This window comes from Citrobacter telavivensis, assembly GCA_009363175.1.
Taxonomy (GTDB): Bacteria; Pseudomonadota; Gammaproteobacteria; order Enterobacterales; family Enterobacteriaceae; genus Citrobacter_A; species Citrobacter_A telavivensis.
Window position 1 is genome coordinate 1,261,890 of the sequence record CP045205.1, and the last position, 18,981, is coordinate 1,280,870.

Annotated in this window: 6 protein-coding genes; 5 read left to right on the top strand and 1 reads right to left on the bottom strand. The window is 56.6% G+C overall.

Going from position 1 to position 18,981, the window contains the following annotated elements; genetic code table 11:
- The first annotated feature begins 67 nt into the window (after positions 1-67).
- The 5 genes from GBC03_08230 (at position 68) to GBC03_08250 (ending at position 17,744) form a co-directional block, all read left to right on the top strand.
- On the top strand, positions 68-13,069 hold the full coding sequence (locus GBC03_08230; GenBank protein ID QFS73949.1) for an Ig-like domain-containing protein: 13,002 nt from the start codon (positions 68-70) through the stop codon (positions 13,067-13,069).
- Positions 13,070-13,261: 192 nt separating this feature from the next.
- Positions 13,262-15,445 (top strand): type I secretion system permease/ATPase, encoded by a 2,184-nt coding sequence (locus GBC03_08235; GenBank protein ID QFS70194.1) that lies wholly within the window; start codon positions 13,262-13,264, stop codon positions 15,443-15,445.
- Between the two features lies 1 nt (position 15,446).
- Positions 15,447-16,622: an HlyD family type I secretion periplasmic adaptor subunit gene (locus GBC03_08240; protein ID QFS70195.1), complete on the top strand. Its 1,176-nt coding sequence runs from the start codon at positions 15,447-15,449 to the stop codon at positions 16,620-16,622.
- Positions 16,623-17,295: 673 nt separating this feature from the next.
- Positions 17,296-17,496: a hypothetical protein gene (locus GBC03_08245; protein ID QFS70196.1), complete on the top strand. Its 201-nt coding sequence runs from the start codon at positions 17,296-17,298 to the stop codon at positions 17,494-17,496.
- Between the two features lie 20 nt (positions 17,497-17,516).
- On the top strand, positions 17,517-17,744 hold the full coding sequence (locus GBC03_08250) for a hypothetical protein (protein ID QFS70197.1): 228 nt from the start codon (positions 17,517-17,519) through the stop codon (positions 17,742-17,744).
- Here the strand turns inward: GBC03_08250 and GBC03_08255 are convergent.
- Positions 17,719-18,927 (bottom strand): YbfB/YjiJ family MFS transporter, encoded by a 1,209-nt coding sequence (locus GBC03_08255; GenBank protein QFS70198.1) that lies wholly within the window; start codon positions 18,925-18,927, stop codon positions 17,719-17,721. The two genes, GBC03_08250 and GBC03_08255, sit on opposite strands and share 26 nt — an antisense overlap.
- Positions 18,928-18,981: the final 54 nt, after the last annotated feature.

The following is an 18,981-nucleotide window of genomic DNA, read 5'->3' on the forward strand; positions in this document are numbered from 1 at the left end:
TCAACCGACTCTCTCCGGGAAAACACCGGACGACTATTACTGATTAACTGACCTTATGAGCCAGATGATGAATACCTTAAAAACCGCAAACATTATTAATCGTCACACCGCAAAGAAAACCGTACTGTCCGGCGAAGGCAACCTTTCCGTAGCTGTCTCTGGTGCATCTATCATTGAAATCCTGGGTTCCGCTCAGGATGTGGCGCGTTATGTCCGCCAGGGTAATGACCTGCTGATTTACATGAAAGATGGCAGCGTGATCCGTTGCAGTGGCTATTTCACTGAAGAGCCGGAGTCAAAATTGCACTCCGAGCTGGTATTCAGCGATGAAACGGGCCTGACACATGTGACGTTTGACGAGATTGGCGATGTCGCCAGCCTTGATTCCGTGGAACTGACGGCGCACGCGACGCCTGTCGACAGCCTTGAGCCTCTGATGGCGGAAGCGGCCAGCGACGATAATGATTTCCCGTGGGCGTGGCTCGCGGGGGCAGGACTGGGTGGCGGCGCAATTGGCGCACTGCTGGCTAATGATGATAGCGGTAAAACCAAAACTGTCACTGAAACCCAAACCGAAGTGGTTGATAACACCAAAAATACGCCGACGTATATGGTCACCGATAAGAAAGGGGACAAACAGGGCGGACTGTCAGCCAATGACACGACCGATGACAACACCCCAACCTTCAGCGGGACGGGTCATCCGGGCGCCACCATTCAGATTAAAGACAGCCACGGCAACACCATTGCCAGTACGATGGTGGATGCCAATGGCGTCTGGACCGTGCTGCTGCCAGTGCAGACCGACGGGACTCACACCTGGTCTGTTGTGCAGATCAACGGCAACGACACCACTTCCGCCGGTAGCATTACGATCAATGTAGATACCACCATTGCCACATTGACGCTGGCAACCACCGCCGGCGATAACATCGTTAATGCCAGTGAACAGTCCGCTGGTTTTACACTTTCTGGTGCCAGCAGCCATTTGGCACAGGGCACAACACTGACGGTAACGCTGAACGGTAAAACGTACGTCACCACCGTGGGTGCAAACGGCGAATGGCAGGTTAACGTGCCGGCCGCCGATGCGAACGCGCTGGCAGACGGCAGTTGGACCGTCGCGGTTAGCGGACAAAATGCGGCGGGTAATGCGGTCTCGGGCAGCCAGGTTATTACGGTAGATACTCAGCCACCGCTGCTGTCGATGGACAACATCGCCATCGACCAGATTATTAACGCCGCTGAGCATAACGCGTCTCTGGTTTTGAGCGGGAAAACCACGGCTGAAGCCGGGCAGACGGTAACGTTGATGTTCAATGGCAAAACGTACACTGCGACCGTGGCAGCCGATGGCACCTGGTCTATGACGCTGGATGCGGCTGATGTGCAGGCGCTGGCGGACGGTAACCACTCCCTGACGGTATCGGTAAACGATAAAGCCGGAAACGCGACAAACATTTCTGAATTAGTGACCGTTGATACCACGGCGCCGATTCTGACGGTCAACACTGTTGCAGGCGATAACATACTGAATGACGATGAACAGGATGTCGCACAACTGATCTCGGGGATGGCGAATGGTGCCGCGCCTGGCGACGTTGTCACCGTTCAGTTTGGTAACCAGACCTTTACCGGCGTTGTACAAGCGGACGGTAGCTGGAGTGTCGGCGTTCCGGCGTCGGTGTTCAATTCCATGAGTAACGGCCAGCATACGATCACGGTGACCGTGACGGATGCGGCAGGCAATACCAGCACCGCGACTCATGATGTGACGCTCAACAGCATGGCTGTTGGGATCACCGTGGACCCTATCAGTGTTGATAACGTGCTGAATGCGCAGGAGTCTATGCAACCGCTGACCCTCAGCGGCACCAGCACCCTGGCTGACGGCAGCACGGTGACCGTGATGCTCAACAATATCGCCTACACCGCGACGGTCAATAACGGTACCTGGTCTGTTCAGGTGCCGGTTTCTGACGTGCTGAATCTGGCGAACACAATTTATAACGTGACCGTCAGCGGGACAGATTCCATTGGCAACAGTGGGACGACCACCGCATCATTCCTTGTCGACACGACGCTGCCGCAGGTGATTATCAATAATTTCGCCACGGACAACCTGGTGAACAACACCGAAGCCAATAGCGATCAAATCTTAAGCGGTCGCGTGACAAATGCCGCAGCAGGCGACACGGTTTCCATCATGGTGGGCGGCAAGCATTATACCGCCACCGTAGAAAATGATTTGAGCTGGAAAGTAACCATTCCGGCGAGCGACCTGAACAGCGTTGGTGATGGTGATCTGACCTTTACCGCTTCTGTAACGAACAGCCACGGCAACACCGGTACCGGCGATCGCGATATCAACATCAACGCGTCGTTGCCTGGCCTGCGTATCAATACCCTCTCTGGCGACGACATTATTAACGCCATCGAACAACATCGGGATTTGGTGGTCACCGGGAGCAGCAGCCATCTGGCGGCAGGTACGACGGTCAACGTGACTATCAATAACGTGACTTACCAGACGGTCGTTGATAGTAGCGGTAACTGGCAGATTGGGGTACCGGCTGCGGATCTGCAAAGCTGGACCGCAGGCCAGGTGGTGGTGAATGCCAGCGCACAGGATGCCTGGGCAAACACGGTGACGGTTGACCACCAGGTCGAACTCGATCTGGATCCTGTCGCGATCTCCATTGATACCATCTCCACCGATGATCTTATCAATAGCGCCGAAAAAGGGGGCGACCTGCTGATTTCTGGTCAGACTCAGGGCGTTGAAGTGGGTCAGACGGTAGTGGTGAAGTTCGCCGGTCAGACCTTTACTGCGCTGGTTCAGACCGATGGTTCATGGAGTGTGACCGTGCCGCCTTCGGCCATTGCATCACTGACCGACAGCCGCGAACAGATCAGCGTTAGCGTCACCAATGTCAGTGGTAACACGGCCGATGCGGGTCGTACCGTCACTCTGGATACCTCTGCGCCATTGATTACGATCAATACCATTGCCGCTGACGATATCCTTAACGCCACCGAATCACTGGCGGACCTGGTGATCACCGGGACCACCACGGCACCGGCCGGTCAGACCGTCACCGTGACCATTAACGGCAACGATTACACCGCGCTGGTACAGGCGAACGGCAGCTGGAGCGTCACCGTTCCGACGGGGAGCGTCTATTCCATCATGGCCGTCGCTGGCGTACTGACCACCGGCACGGTTACCGCCACGGTCTCTGACGCGGCCGGCAACACCGGCTCGGCGAGCCATGCCCTGACGGTTGACACCACGTCACCGGTGGTGACCATCAGCACCGTGGCGTCCGACGACATCATCAACCGTGCCGAGCACGGCCAGACCCAGATCATCAGCGGCTCCGCCAGCGGGGCGGCGGCGGGTGATGCGGTCACCGTGACCGTGAACGGCAAAAACTACACCACGGTGGTGGACGCGGCGGGCAACTGGAGCGTCGGCGTGCCGGCAGCGGACATCAGCGCCCTGAACGACGGCACCACCACCATCGCCGTGACCGTGACGAACACGGCCGGCAACAGCGGCTCCGCGACCCACGATGTGACCGTGGACACCGCGGCACCGTCCGTCACCCTTAACAGCGTGACCGCCGACGACGTGATTAACGCCGCCGAACAGGGCGCGGACCTGGTGCTCTCCGGCACGACCACGAACGTGGAAGCCGGTCAGCTGGTCACCGTGACCCTGAATGGCCAGACCTATACCGCGCAGGTGCAGGCGAACGGCGAGTGGACCCTGACCGTACCGTCTGCGGACCTGTCCGGTCTGACCGACGGCAGCGCCCGCGTGGAGGCCAGCGTCAGCAATGCCGCCGGCAACAGCGCGTCGGCGACCCACGACTACAGTGTCGACACCACCGCGCCGGTCATCACCATCAGCACCCTCGCGGCGGACGATATCCTCAACGCCACTGAAGCACAGGCGGACCTGGTCATTACCGGGACCACCACCGCACCGGCCGGTCAGACCGTCACCGTGACCATTAACGGCAACGACTACACCGCGCTGGTACAGGCGAACGGCAGATGGAGCGTCACCGTCCCGGCCGCAGAAGCCGGTGCCCTGACCACCGGCAGTGTTACCGCCACGGTCTCTGACGCGGCCGGCAACACCGGCTCGGCGAGCCATGCCCTGACGGTTGACACCACGTCACCGGTGGTGACCATCAGCACCGTGGCAGCCGACGACATCATCAACCGTGCCGAGCACGGCCAGACCCAGATCATCAGCGGCTCCGCCAGCGGGGCGGCGGCGGGTGATGCGGTCACCGTGACCGTGAACGGCAAAAACTACACCACCGTGGTGGATGCGGCGGGCAACTGGAGCGTCGGCGTGCCGGCAGCGGACATCAGTGCCCTGAACGACGGCACCACCACCATCGCCGTGACCGTGACGAACACGGCCGGCAACAGCGGCTCCGCGACCCACGATGTGACCGTGGACACCGCGGCACCGTCCGTCACCCTTAACAGCGTGACCGCCGACGACGTGATTAACGCCGCCGAACAGGGCGCGGACCTGGTGCTCTCCGGCACGACCACGAACGTGGAAGCCGGTCAGCTGGTCACCGTGACCCTGAATGGCCAGACCTATACCGCGCAGGTGCAGGCGAACGGCGAGTGGACCCTGACCGTACCGTCTGCGGACCTGTCCGGTCTGACCGACGGCAGCGCCCGCGTGGAGGTGAGTGTGAGCAATGCCGCCGGCAACAGCGCGTCGGCGACCCGCGACTACAGCGTCGACACCACCGCGCCGGTCATCACCATCAGCACCCTCGCGGCGGACGATATCCTCAACGCCACTGAAGCACAGGCGGACCTGGTCATTACCGGGACCACCACCGCACCGGCCGGTCAGACCGTCACCGTGACCATTAACGGCAACGATTACACCGCACTGGTACAGGCGAACGGCAGCTGGAGCGTCACCGTTCCGGCCGCAGAAGCCGGTGCCCTGACCACCGGCACGGTTACCGCCACGGTCTCTGACGCGGCCGGCAACACCGGCTCGGCGAGCCATGCCCTGACGGTTGATACCACGTCACCGGTGGTGACCATCAGCACCGTGGCGTCCGACGACATCATCAACCGTACCGAGCACGGCCAGACCCAGATCATCAGCGGCTCCGCCAGCGGCGCGGCGGCGGGTGATGCGGTCACCGTGACCGTGAACGGCAAAAACTACACCACCGTGGTGGACGCGGCGGGCAACTGGAGCGTCGGCGTGCCGGCAGCGGACATCAGCGCCCTGAACGACGGCACCACCACCATCACCGTGACCGTGACGAACGCGGCCGGCAACAGCGGCTCCGCGACCCACGATGTGGAGGTTAATACCGCAACCGTCACGCTGGCAGTAGATACCATTGCCGTCGATGACGTGATCAACGCGCTGGAAGCGGGGAGTGATCTCATCATCAGTGGAACCAGCGGTCAGTTGCCTGCAGGTACGATCGTCACGATGATGCTGAACGGACAGAGTTACACCGCGACCGTACAGGCGAACGGCACCTGGACCGTGACCGTACCGGCAGCCGATGTGGCGCAGCTTGGCGACGGCCAGCGTTATACCGTCTCTGTGACGGCGCAGGACAGCGCTGGCAACAGTGCGTCGGCCTCCTCTCTGGTCTCGGTGGATACCTCTGCTCCGGTTGTCACTATCAACACGATCTCCGCAGACGATGTGCTCAACGCTGCCGAACAGCAGCAGCCTCTGACTATTCAGGGCAACACCAGTGCAGAGCCGGGTCAGGTGGTGACCATCACAGCAGGCGGTCAGTCCTGGACTGCCGTTGTCGCCGCCGATGGTACCTGGAGCGTTACCGTTCCGGCAGCGGATCTGGCTGGACTCAGTGAGGGTGCGTTGATTGTGACGGCCACCGTCAGCGATAAGGCGGGCAATGAAAGCCAGACAACGCATAACGTGACGGTCGATACCACGGCACCGCTTATCACGATTGATACCGTGGCAAGCGACGATATCGTGAATACTGGGGAGCAGCGAGCCGGACAAACCATTAGCGGTACGACAACCGCAGAACCGGGTCAAACGGTAACGGTGACCTTTAACGGTCATTCCTATCAGGCCACGGTGGATGCCAGCGGAAACTGGTCGGTCTTTGTGCCAGCAACGGATTTCAATGGTCTGGTGGATGGAAATTACACCATCACCGCCACGGTGAACGATACGGCGGGCAACGCGGGTGATACCAGCCACGACGTGACGCTGAACGGTGATGCTCCGACGATTACCATCAATACGCTCAGCACCGATGACATCATTAATGCTGCAGAGCACGGGACATCGCTGATCCTCAGCGGGACGACCACTGCCCCGGCGGGTCAGACGGTCACGATCACGCTGAACGGCCAGACATATACAGCCGTCGTGGACAGCAACGGTCAGTGGAGCTGCGTTGTGGGCAGCGCCGATGTTGCCGCGCTGGCAGATGGCACGGCTTACACGGTGCATGCGGAGGTCAGCAACGCCATTGGCAATAGCGCCAGTGACGATCATTCGATCAACGTGGATCTGACCGCACCGGCGCAGATCATCACTATCGTGGCGGTGCAGAATGATACGGGGCTGAGTGCCTCTGACTTCATCACCAGCGATAACCAGATTGTGCTCGATGGTTCACTTTCAACAACGCTTGCTACCGGTGAAACCGCGCAAATCAGCCTTGATGGCGGCGCAACCTGGATTGACCTGGTGGTGAATGGTACCTCCTGGTCGTATGCCGATGGGCGTACCCTGGCGGATGGTTCATATCAGTATCTGGTGCGTGTGATTGATGACGCGGGCAACGTTGGCGCGGTCATCAGCCAGACGGTGGTCGTGGATACGACCCCACCGGCAGTGACGTTGATTTCCGTCGATTCCATTACTCAGGATTCAGGGCTCTCGACAAGTGATTTCATTACCAGCGACAACCAACTTACCGTACAGGGCTCGTTAAACGCGCCGCTGGCCAGCGGTGAACATGTGCAGATAAGCCTTGATGGTGGGAATACCTGGATTGACGTCAGCGTGAGCGGTCAGAGCTGGTCTTATGCGGATGGACGCACGCTTGCTGACGGTGATTACGTTTACCAACTGCGGGTGATTGACGATGCAGGTAACGTCAGTGCGACCACCAGCCAGACGGTGACCATTGATATGCAGGCACCGGACGCCAGCAAAACAATCACTTTTGACAGCATTACTGACGACAGTGGCCTGAGCAATACCGACTTCTTGACTAATGATACCTCGCTCAGCCTGAAAGGTACGCTGGGGGCGTCGCTGGCGGCAGATGAAACCGTACAAATCAGCCTTGACGGTGGCGCGACGTGGCAGAACGTGACGGTGATTGGTAATCGCTGGACCTTTGATGATGGCCGTACGCTGGCGGAAGGGACTTATGACTACTGGGTGCGCGTGATGGATACGGCGGGCAACGTCGGTGAGACTGCGCATCAGCAGGTGACAGTCGATCTGACTCCGCCGGATGCCGCGACCACCGTGACCGTTGACCGCATCTCCTCCGATACGGGGGCGGATAACAATGATTTCCTGACCCAATCGCGCATCTTCACGCTTGAAGGGACATTGGGTGCCCCTCTGGTAGCGGGCGAAGTTGTGCAGATTAGCCTGGATAATGGGGTGACATGGATTACCACGACGGTCACCGGGACGCAATGGCATTACGACGATAACCGTATCCTGGCGGATGGTGACTATCTCTATATGCTGCGTGTGGTTGATGCGGCGGGCAACGTTGGGGCGACAACGTCTCAAAGGGTGACTGTTGATAATGACGTCAGCTGGCCGACGATCCAGTTTGACAGCGTGTCAAATGATACCGGTATTTCAGGCAGCGATTTTATTACCAGTGATACCACGTTGACTATTCAGGGCTCGCTTAGCAACGCCCTGCGCGGCGACGAACATTTAATGATCAGTGTCGATGGCGGCGCTACGTGGGTTGAAGCAATCGTAAACGGCACAGGCTGGAGCTTTACGGATCCACGTGTACTGGCAGATGGGGATCATACCTGGCAGGTTAAGGTTGTTGATGACGCCGGTAATATGGGCGGAGCGGTGTCTTCTGTGACGGTGACAGTCGATACCACTCCACCGGTTATTACCCTTAATACGGTCGCGTTTGATGATGTGGTCAACACGGCAGAACAACAGGCCGGGCAGACCATCAGCGGGACCTCCGATGCAGGGCAGGGGAGTATCGTGACGGTGACCTTTAACGGTCATCTCTATCAGGCACTTGTTGATGCCAGCGGAAACTGGTCGGTACTGGTTCCAGCGAGTGATTTCAATGGCTTGCCGGATGGTGATTACACTATCAAGGCAACCGTGAACGATAAGGCGGGTAACACCGTTGATATCAATCATGACGTTACGCTGAGTCGTGAAGTTCCGACAATTACGATTGATACGCTCAGTATGGATGATGTGATCAATGCTGCGGAACACGGTGTACCGCTGACGATTAGCGGGACGACGAACGCGCCGGCGGGTCAGATGGTCACTATTACGCTGGGGGGGAAAACCTATCACGCCGTGGTGGACAGTAATGGTCAGTGGAGCTGCGTAGTCAGCAGTACTGACGTTGCCGCTCTGGTGGATGGCACCGCGTATAGTGTGAATGCAGAAGTCAGCAATGCCATCGGCAACAGCGGCAATTCGATGCATGTGGTTAACGTTGATTTGACCGCGCCCGGCCAGACAATCTCTATCGATTCGGTACAAGGTGACAGTGGCCTCAGCGCCAGCGATTTTGTGACCAACACGAATCAGGTCATGCTTGAGGGTTCACTTTCCGCCCCTCTGGGAAGCGGTGAAACCGCGCAGGTAAGCCTTGACGGCGGCGCAACCTGGATTGACCTGGTGGTGAATGGTACCTCCTGGTCATATGCCGATGGGCGTACCCTGGCGGATGGTTCATATCAGTATCTGGTACGTGTGATTGATGCCGCAGGCAACGTTGGGTCGCTCGACAGTCAGACGATCCGGGTGGATACAACGCCACCGGCAGTCACGTTGATTTCCGTCGATTCCATTACTCAGGATACCGGTCTGTCGACCAGCGACTTCATCACGCACGATAATCAGCTTGCACTGCATGGTTCACTGAATGCGGTTCTTGCCAGCGGCGAACATGTGCAGATTAGCCTTGATGGCGGGCTCACATGGATTGACGTCAGCGTAAGCGGGCAGACCTGGTCTTACGCGGATGGACGTACGCTTGCCGATGGTGATTATGTTTACCAACTGCGGGTGATTGACGACGCGGGTAACGTCAGTGCGACTACCAGCCAGACGGTCACTATCGACACGCAAGTGCCAGACGCCAGCAAAACGATCGTGTTCGACAGCATCTCTGACGACAACGGTCTGAGCAGCAGCGACTTTATCACTAAAGATACGTCGCTCAGTCTGCAGGGGTCTCTGGGCGCGACGCTGGCCCCGGGCGAAATCGTACAGATCAGTCTGGACGGCGGCGCAACCTGGCAGAACGTGACGGTGATTGGCAATAACTGGTTCTTCGATGATGGTCGTACGCTGGCTGAAGGGACTTATGACTACTGGGTGCGCGTGATTGATACCGCGGGCAACATTGGCTCGACCGCGCACCAGCAGGTGACGGTCGATCTGACGCCGCCGGATAGCGCCATTACCGTCAGCATCGACAGCATCTCTACGGATACGGGCTACAGCAGCACAGACTGGCTGACCAATGACACATCGCTGACGATCAAAGGTTCTATTGCTGCGCCGTTGGCGGCAGGCGATCGCGTGCAGATCAGTATCGATAACGGGGCGACCTGGCAGGATGTCATCATGAATGGCACCAACTGGTCGTATGTGGATTCACGTACGCTAGTGGAAGGCGATCACACTTATCAGGTACGTGTGGTGGATGTCGCCGGAAACGTTGGGGCAACCAACGATCAGATCGTGACGGTTGACCTGACCCCGTCGGCGACGACGGCAACGATCGTCAGCTACACCGATGATGTGGCCTCTTCTCGGGGTGATTTTGCCTCCGGTACGACCACGGATGATCGTACGCCAGTACTGAACGGCACCCTGTCGACCACGCTGCAAACCGGTGAACGGGTGCGTATTTACAGCGCCGACGGCACGCTGTTGGGCGAAGCGGATGTGAATGGCACAGACTGGACGTATCAACTGAACGTCCCGCTGGTCGATGGTGAAAAAGGGGAGTTCTACGCGGTGGTGGTTGATGCCGCCGGTAACGAAGGGACGCACTCTCCGGTGTTTGATTTCACCGTTGATCTGGTGATGTATGCCGATACCCAAAGCACGCTGGATACCACGCCAATCATTACGGGCAGCGTTGATTTTGAAATCCTTCCGGGTGAGTACGTGGAAGTGACGGTCAACAACGTGGTGTACAGCTCGCGCAATGGCGCGGTGGTGATTGATCCGAAAAACAGTACCTGGTACGTGCAGATCCCTGACAGCGATGCGCTGGCGCTGGGAACGTACGAGGTGAAAGCCGTCCTTTATAAAGCGGACGGCACGGAAATTACCAAAGATGACAGCAGCAACGAGCTGACGGTCGCCGCAACGCCGTCAATCTCCTTTACGTCAACGGCGGCCTCTTCTGAAGATACCGGAACGGCGCTGACGATGAGTGAAGATGGCACATGGCGCATCCTCAGCAACTCGACGGTGTTTACCCAGAACGCGACCGATTCCACGACGTTAGGGTCGTTTGATTCGGTGGCAATTAGCGGTCCGGACAAACAGCAGCAGTCGTCGTTTGTCGATTTTGACCGCGACGGCCTGATGGATATTCTGGGGGCGGACACCGGCTATGCGAACGGTCAGCAGTCGTTCAAATACAACGAAGATGGGACCTATACCTCCTTCCAGGTGGGTGCCTACGGTGTGACCGGGCAAACTAACGATCCTAACGGTAACGTCTACGGCTGGTACGGCGGCGCAATGGGCGTCGATATCAATGGCGATGGCTATATTGATATGGTGTACGGCGATGAAACGCCGAACGATTCTGAGGGGCGAGGTGGCTACGACACCGGGTTTGTGATCAATACCGACGGGACAATTGCCGGATTTGATAAGACGGGTGCCTATGTGAACTCGAGCACCACACAAGATGGTGTGGCATCGACGAACAACAACAATGCTACCCCAGACCGCGAGGTTTCAGGTGTCGATCTGAACAACGATGGCTATGTCGACATCACCTATCACGGTACATCTGGCACGAATACCACTTCGGCGGGAGGAGCAAGTACTTCGAGCAGTCGTCTGGTCGTCGTGACCAACGGCGTGGATAGTAATGGCAATATGACGCTCACCAACACCCAGGTGGTGACGGGTGTGTTTAACGGTGACAGTGCGACGACCAACTACTACACCACCATGACCTGGTCCGACTTAAACGGCGACGGTTATATGGATCTGTTTGTTGGCGGTCTGACCGGTCAGGGGAATGCCACCAGCGCCATCTTCTATAACGACGGTACAGGTAAGTTAACTTCAGCCGCAAACGGCATGGGCGCCGGATCGAACGTGCAGACGTTGGGCGACAGCGTTAACAGTATGACGTCGCTGGCAGTGGACTGGAACGGCGACGGCAAGATGGATTTGATCGAAATTGCCGGTGCAGCAGGTTCAACGGTTGCCACCAATACCAACAACATCGGTCTGCTGTGGACCAATAATGGTGTGAATGGCAGCAACCAGGTCGACTGGACGTCACAGACCCTTTTAACCGGAGCAAACCAGGGCAGCACCAACATCACTACCGGTGCGCTGACGCTGGACCTGGATTACGACGGCGACAAGGATCTGGTGGTCTTCCGTGCCGCAGGCGGTAAAACGGAATACATCACCAACAACAGCACTATCGCTGACGGAACCAGCATTATCCTGCGTATTTCGGATGCGAACGGCATTAACGCCTTCTATGGCAACACGGTGCTGCTCATTGATGAAAGTACCGGCAAGGTGGTCAGCTCACAGGTCATTAACCCGCAGGGCGGCGTGAACATGAACGACTCGTCCGGCATGGTCTACTTCTACGGACTGGATGCGAGCAAGTCGTACAGCGCAGTACTGCTGGCTAGCGGTAAGGACTATGGCGGTGTCTCCTCGGTGAATTTCGACTCCTCCGGCGTGTCGAATACCATCGAGAACGTCAACGCCGCCTGGGGTGGCCTGAAAGCGGTTGAGAAGAACCACGCGTACACGCTGACCGCAGAAGACGGTGCCTCGGCGACGAACAGCGCCACGGCAGCGACGGACGGGACGAACACCACGGGTATTGTCGGAACCGGCTACAACGATACGCTGTATGCCACGGCAGGTACGCACGTTTATAACGGCGGCGGCGGTAGCCGCGTAGTGTCTGATGCCGACGTCTGGACCGCACAAGGTGGGATGGACATTGTCGACTATGAACTGGCGGGAAGTTCCGCGCTGAACATCGATCTAAGCAACACCGGAATGCAGAATACCGGTTTCGGTAACGCGCAGTTCGTGAATGTGGAAGGGATTGCCGGCGGCAACGGCAATGATGTGTTTACCGGCAACGCGACGGAAAACTTCTTCGAAGGTCGCGGTGGCGACGATACCTTCAATATTGGTAACGGCGGCCAGGATACCCTGTTGTACAAGTTGATAACTGCCTCAGACGCCACGGGCGGCAACGGCAGCGATGTTGTAAACGGCTTTACCATCGGTACCTGGGAAGGGACTGCAGATACTGACCGTATCGACCTGCGCGAACTTCTGTCCGGCAGCGGCTACACCGGTAGCGGCGCCGCGAGCTATGTGAATAGCGTTGCGACGCTGGATGCCCAGGCAGGGAACATCGAGGACTACGTCCGCGTGGTGCAGAACGGCAGCAACACTGAAATCCATGTGGATCTCGATGGGGCGGGCGGTAACTTCTCGTCCACCAATGTGGTTACCCTGAACGGTGTACAAACCGACCTTGCCACTCTGCTGGCAAACCATCAGTTAGTGATTATGTAATGCACTATTCCGGGGGAATGATTTCCCCCGGAATATATCGCGTCAAAATCGCACTAAAATAAAAGTCATGAACATTACCGTCCGCAGATGACGAGTGTCTTTTCGGACGAATATAAAAGTATGAGCACACATTCCGTTATTCCTAATGCAATTCCGTTATGGCGCAGTGCCACACAACAGGAACCGAACGCTATGAACACGCAGTCGCAATACGAACCCTGGTTACAGGCAATGATCGGTGTGGCGCAGCATTATCGTCTCGATTTCTCTCAAGAGCATGTTCGGGTGTCGATTAATTATGAAAGCGACTCGCCGCGCGACCTGGTGTTAAAAGATATGGCTCGCCAACTGGGGCTGGGACTGCGCGTTGTGGCGGCAAAAATCTCTTTTCTCGATCCGTGGCGTTTGCCGCTGATTGCGGAATTTAGCGAAGGGCAAATCGCGGTGATTAACCGAATGGACAGCGACGGCAATATTAGCCTTCAGTTCAGCGGTGATGAAGGACTGGAAACTGTGTTAACGCGTGATGAATTACGCGCACGGATAAAAACATTACTGGTTCTGCGTCCACTCGAATCCACGCCCGATGCGCGCGTTGACGATTATATTAAGCCATATAAGAAAAACTGGTTCTGGCGACTGGCGTTAAAAGACTGGCATCGCTATATCGATATTATGGTTGTTGCGCTGGTTGCCAACGTGCTGGCGCTTTCCGGCATGATTTTCTCTATGCAGGTGTATGACCGTGTCGTGCCCTCACAGTCAGAAACCACGCTGTGGGTGCTGTTTGGCGGGGTGATGCTGGCAATCCTGTTCGAATTTATTATGCGCATGCTGCGGGTTTATATTTCTGATGTCGTTGGTAAACGCGCAGATCTCCGTATCTCTGAGCGTATCTTTGCCCATGCGCTGCGCATCAAAAACGGTGCGCGTTCGAAATCGACGGGCTCGTTTATCGCCCAGATTCGTGAACTAGAGTCGGTGCGTGAACTGATCACCTCAACGACCATCTCGGCTATTTCCGACCTGCCGTTTTTCCTGCTGTTTGTGTTTATTTTGTGGATGATTGGCGGGCCGCTGGTACTGGTCGTGCTGATGGCGGTTCCCCTGTTATTGATCCCCGGCCTGCTGGTACAACGCCCACTGGGACGGCTTTCCAACGAAGGGATGCGTGAATCGGCAATCCGCAACGCAACGCTCGTGGAAGCGGTGCAGGGCATTGAAGACATCAAACTGATGCGTGCCGAACAGCGTTTCCAGAATCAGTGGAACAACACCAATTTTGTGGCCGCTGAAGTGGGTATGCGTCAGCGCTGGCTGACCAGTCTGCTGCTGACGTGGACCCAGGAAGTGCAATCGATAGTCTACGCCGTGGTACTGCTGATTGGCTGCTACCTGGTGATTGATGGCGATCTGACGACCGGTGCGCTGGTCGGGACCTCGATCCTCGCCTCACGCACTATCGCGCCGTTGTCGCAGATCTCCGGTGTGCTTTCGCGTTGGCAATCGGCAAAAGTGGCGCTGAAAGGGCTGGATGAACTGATGCAGCGTCCGATTGATGAGCCGCTTCAGGGTAAGAAAGTGCACAAAGCGCACCTGCGCGGCCACTATCAACTGGAAAACGTCAGCTTTTACTACGACGAAGAAGAGAAAGTGAACGTGCTGACGGTGCCGGCGTTGAACATCAAAGCCGGTGAACGCGTGGCGCTGCTCGGGCGCAATGGCTCAGGTAAAAGTACGCTACTTCAGGTACTGGCGGGGATGCAGGAGCCGCAGCAGGGGGCCGTCTTACTGGATGACATCGCCCTGAATCATCTGGACCCGGCGGATTTGCGCCGCGATATGCAACTGCTGAGCCAGCAGGCACGCCTGTTCTTTGGCTCCATTCACGACAACATTACGTTGGGTAACCCTACGGCGACAGACGACGACATCCAGCAGGCACTGGCGATCGGTGGCGCGCTCGATTTTGTCCGTAAGCAGAAGATGGGGATGAACTACGTGATAAGCGAAGGGGGGGCCGGGTTGTCTGGCGGTCAGCGTCAGTCGCTGCTGTTGGCGCGTGCGCTGCTAACATCACCCACTATTTTACTGCTTGATGAACCGACCGCGTGGCTGGATGAGATTGGTGAAAAGCAGTTCATTCAGCACCTCAAAACTTGGTTAGGTAGCCAGCGTACGATGGTTGTCGCGACGCATCGCCTGCCGATCCTCGAACTGGTGGATCGCATTATCGTGCTGGATAACGGACGTATTGTGATGGACGGTCCGCGTGACGCCATCCTGAATAAACATGGTATGGCGCAGCCGGAGACGACACAAAGTAATGTGTCGAGAATCAATACCCCGCCGTCAAACAATCCTGGGAGGTCGTAATATGAGCGATTTTAACCGTTTTAACAGTCGCCTCAGTGAACCGAAGCTCCCGCGCTCTTCACTGGTCGCCTGGTTCCTGTTTGCTCTGTTGGCCGCGTTTGTCGGTTGGATGAGCTACTTTCATCTCGACGAGGTCACCACTGGCAGCGGTAAGGTGGTGCCGTCATCCCACGAGCAGGAGATTCAGTCGCTGGAAGGCGGCATTATCTACAAACTGCATGTTCGTGAAGGGGATATCGTTGAAAAAGGGCAGATTCTGGCGCAGCTTGACCGGACGAAAACAGAATCGGGCGTGAAAGAGAGTGAATCGAAACTGAATGCTGCGATGGCGACGTCGGCGCGTCTTACTGCGGAAGTGAACGGCACCGATCTGGTGTTTCCGGCAGAACTGAACAACGAGACGGCACTGATTAACCAGGAGCGCGCGTTGTATCATTCCCGCCGCGAAAGCCTTGAGAAAGGCGTTGAAGGGCTGCGACAGGGGATTGCACTTATTCAGAGAGAGCTGGCGCTGACCCAGCCGCTGATTAAAGAGGGGGCGGCCAGCCATGTCGAAGTACTGCGTCTGCGCCGTCAAATGAATGAGATGGAAAATAAGATTGCCGAGTTGCAGACGCAATATTACGTTCGCGCCCGGGAAGAGCTGGCGCGGGCTAATGCGGAGATTGAAACAGAGCGTTCGGTGATGCACGGACGTGAAGATTCGCTGACGCGTCTGACCTTTACCGCCCCTGTGCGCGGGATCGTGAAAGATATCGACGTGACCACCGTCGGTGGGGTGATCCCGCCAGGCGGAAAACTGATGAGTCTGGTGCCGTTAGACGATCAGATCCTGATTGAGACGAAGATCCTGCCGCGCGATGTTGCCTTTATCCATCCCGGGCAAGAAGCGATGGTGAAGATTACGGCGTACGATTATTCCATTTATGGCGGTATCAATGGCGTGGTGACGGTCATCTCACCGGACACCATCCAGGATGAAGTTAAACGCGATCTGTATTACTACCGCGTCTATATCCGTACCGACAGTAATCAGTTAATTAACAAGCAGAAAAAAGCCTTCCCGGTTTTTCCAGGCATGATTGCGACGGTGGACATCAAAACGGGGAATAAAACGATTCTTGAGTACCTGTTGAAACCGCTGAATAAGGCGAAAGAGGCATTAAGGGAACGATAACAGACAGTGCGCCGTGTCTCCGGCTGATGGGGGGAAGCAGCACAGACCGGCGCGGTACATGAAGTCAATGCCTGTAGTTTATTATGCATCTGGCAGGTAACGTAAAATTTAGTGTACAAAAGCCGTCGGTATTTGTGTGCTTCATCAGATTCTTACCAAAAACTGGCAAATCACACCTTTAAGAATTGATTAATATCAATTAATGCGCACTTAATTTGCGCCGTTAAAAAATGTCCTTATTTACGACCTGTTTACCTTTTTGGCGTTTGCGGTGGTGGTGGTAAGACGTCGGATGACAAAAGGGATATGCTGCCTTAGCGAAAATAATTGAAAGAGGTCGTCGTAACTCGCTCTAAAAAAGCCCGTTATTGTCCTCAATGTAAACATTTATCTCAGAAGTAACGTATTGGCGGATAGGAATTTTCAATAATTGCAGTGAATGTTTAGCCGGGAGAATGGGGGCTGAAAATCACTGAATTAATCCTGGCATGTCAATAAACCCTGACATCATTAGTCTGCTACGGGTCATCTTTCACTTGAAACGGCGTTCCATTTCAAGGCGTTTTCTTAACATTTTCATCACCCGACTGCTGAAATACTGTGCGTTGACTTGTTATTCAGCCAACTGCATATTCCTCCCCAGTTAAGATGAAATAGCCTTCAGGAGCTGACGATGCCTTCCCGCGATTATCCCGATATCCGTAAAGCCAGAGGAACCCGTTCTAAAGATATGGTGCTGTTAAGTGCCCGTGTTGAAACCACGCTTTGGGACTATGTCCGGACACTGGCTTTAGAAACGCGTAAAAGCAAACAGGATATTATTGCCGAAGCGCTTATGCTTCATCGCATCGCCCATGAAGGCGGTCGTGAATAAGTGCGGGCCGGTTTTACAGGATGATGCCTTTACCATTCTGGCGTTCTGTGGCGTGTATTACGGTCATCGCAGTTGGCCTGACTCTGGTCGTGACGACCGTTTCGTTCATGGCGTGGGAGCTCAGCGTGACGCTCTTTTCCTGGTCAATCGCCGCCGCCAGTAAAATCGTCGCGGCTTCACTGCTTAACGAATTACTGGCGTGGATTCACCAGGCTCCCCGCATTATGATCGTGAGCGCATGTCGTTGATACGACACGCCAGCAAACGCTTTTGTTTATAGCACTGCAGGGCGCTGATTGTTGCGGCGATAAATAACGCCAGTGCACCACACAGCGTGGCATCGGTAATGGCCTGCGTACCGCTGCCCAACAGCGTGGTTAACAGCGGTCCCAGGATCTGCCCGATGCCGTAGGTCAGCGTGACAAACCCCAGCAGATTGAGGTTTCCTGGCACAATAAGCTGGCGCGCGAGGGTCATAACCAGCGACGTGGTACCCATAAACGTCGCGCCAAATCCCACGCTGCTCAGTACCAGCAACAGCGGAGAGCCGCTGGCTAGTGTCAGGAGCACACAGGCGGCCTGAATCACCAGGTTTGCGGTCAGACATTGCAACACCCCCCAGCGTTTCGCGGCCCACAGCCAGGCGAAGCAGCCCGGCACAATCGAGACGCCAACCAGCGTCCACAGATGGACCGTCAGCAGTGGCGAACCCGCGTCTTTTGCCATCAACGGCAAATAGGTCGCGACGATGATGTAGCCGAATCCGGCCAGGCCGTAGAGCAGCGCCAGCAGCCACCAGCGCATCGACTGCGATACGTTTTTTGCCTGCGTTACGGCTGGCAGCGCGTGAGCGCGGGACGGAAGCAACAGCGCCAGCAGAATCGCCAGCACGGCGGAGAAGGCCGCCGCCCCGACCCACAGCGCGTGGGAGGAGAGCGCAAAGTGCAATCCGGCAATCACGTACTCGTTACCCAGCGCAATCCCCACGCCGACGCCAGAAAACAGTGAGGCAATGACAAAAGGATTGCGGGTATGTTGCAGTACCAGCGTAGAGCCAAAGATCAGCATCCCGGCGCTGGCGACGCCCGCCAGAAAGCGTACCAGCATTACCACCACTGGCCCGGAGAATAGCGCCATCGCGAGGATCAGTCCGCCGGTTGCCACCGCTGAACTCAGCAGCATGGGGCGTAAACGTCCCGGCTGATGAAAAAGTCCGAAGGAGAACAGCAGGCTGCCGACCAGGTATCCCGCATAGTTGACGCTGGCTACCCACGACAGTTCGGAAAACGTAAAGCGCCCCTCGGCCAGCAGCACCGGCAGCATCGGGGTATAGAGAAAACGGCCAATCCCCATGCCCAGCGCTAATACCATCATCCCGAAGAGGGCGGTGCTGAGTGAATACCGGTCTGCGATGTGCTGTGGCTGGCTCATGCCGTACCCATTGTTATTTGTCGTGTGCGAAATGCGAGAGTAACAAATTTATAA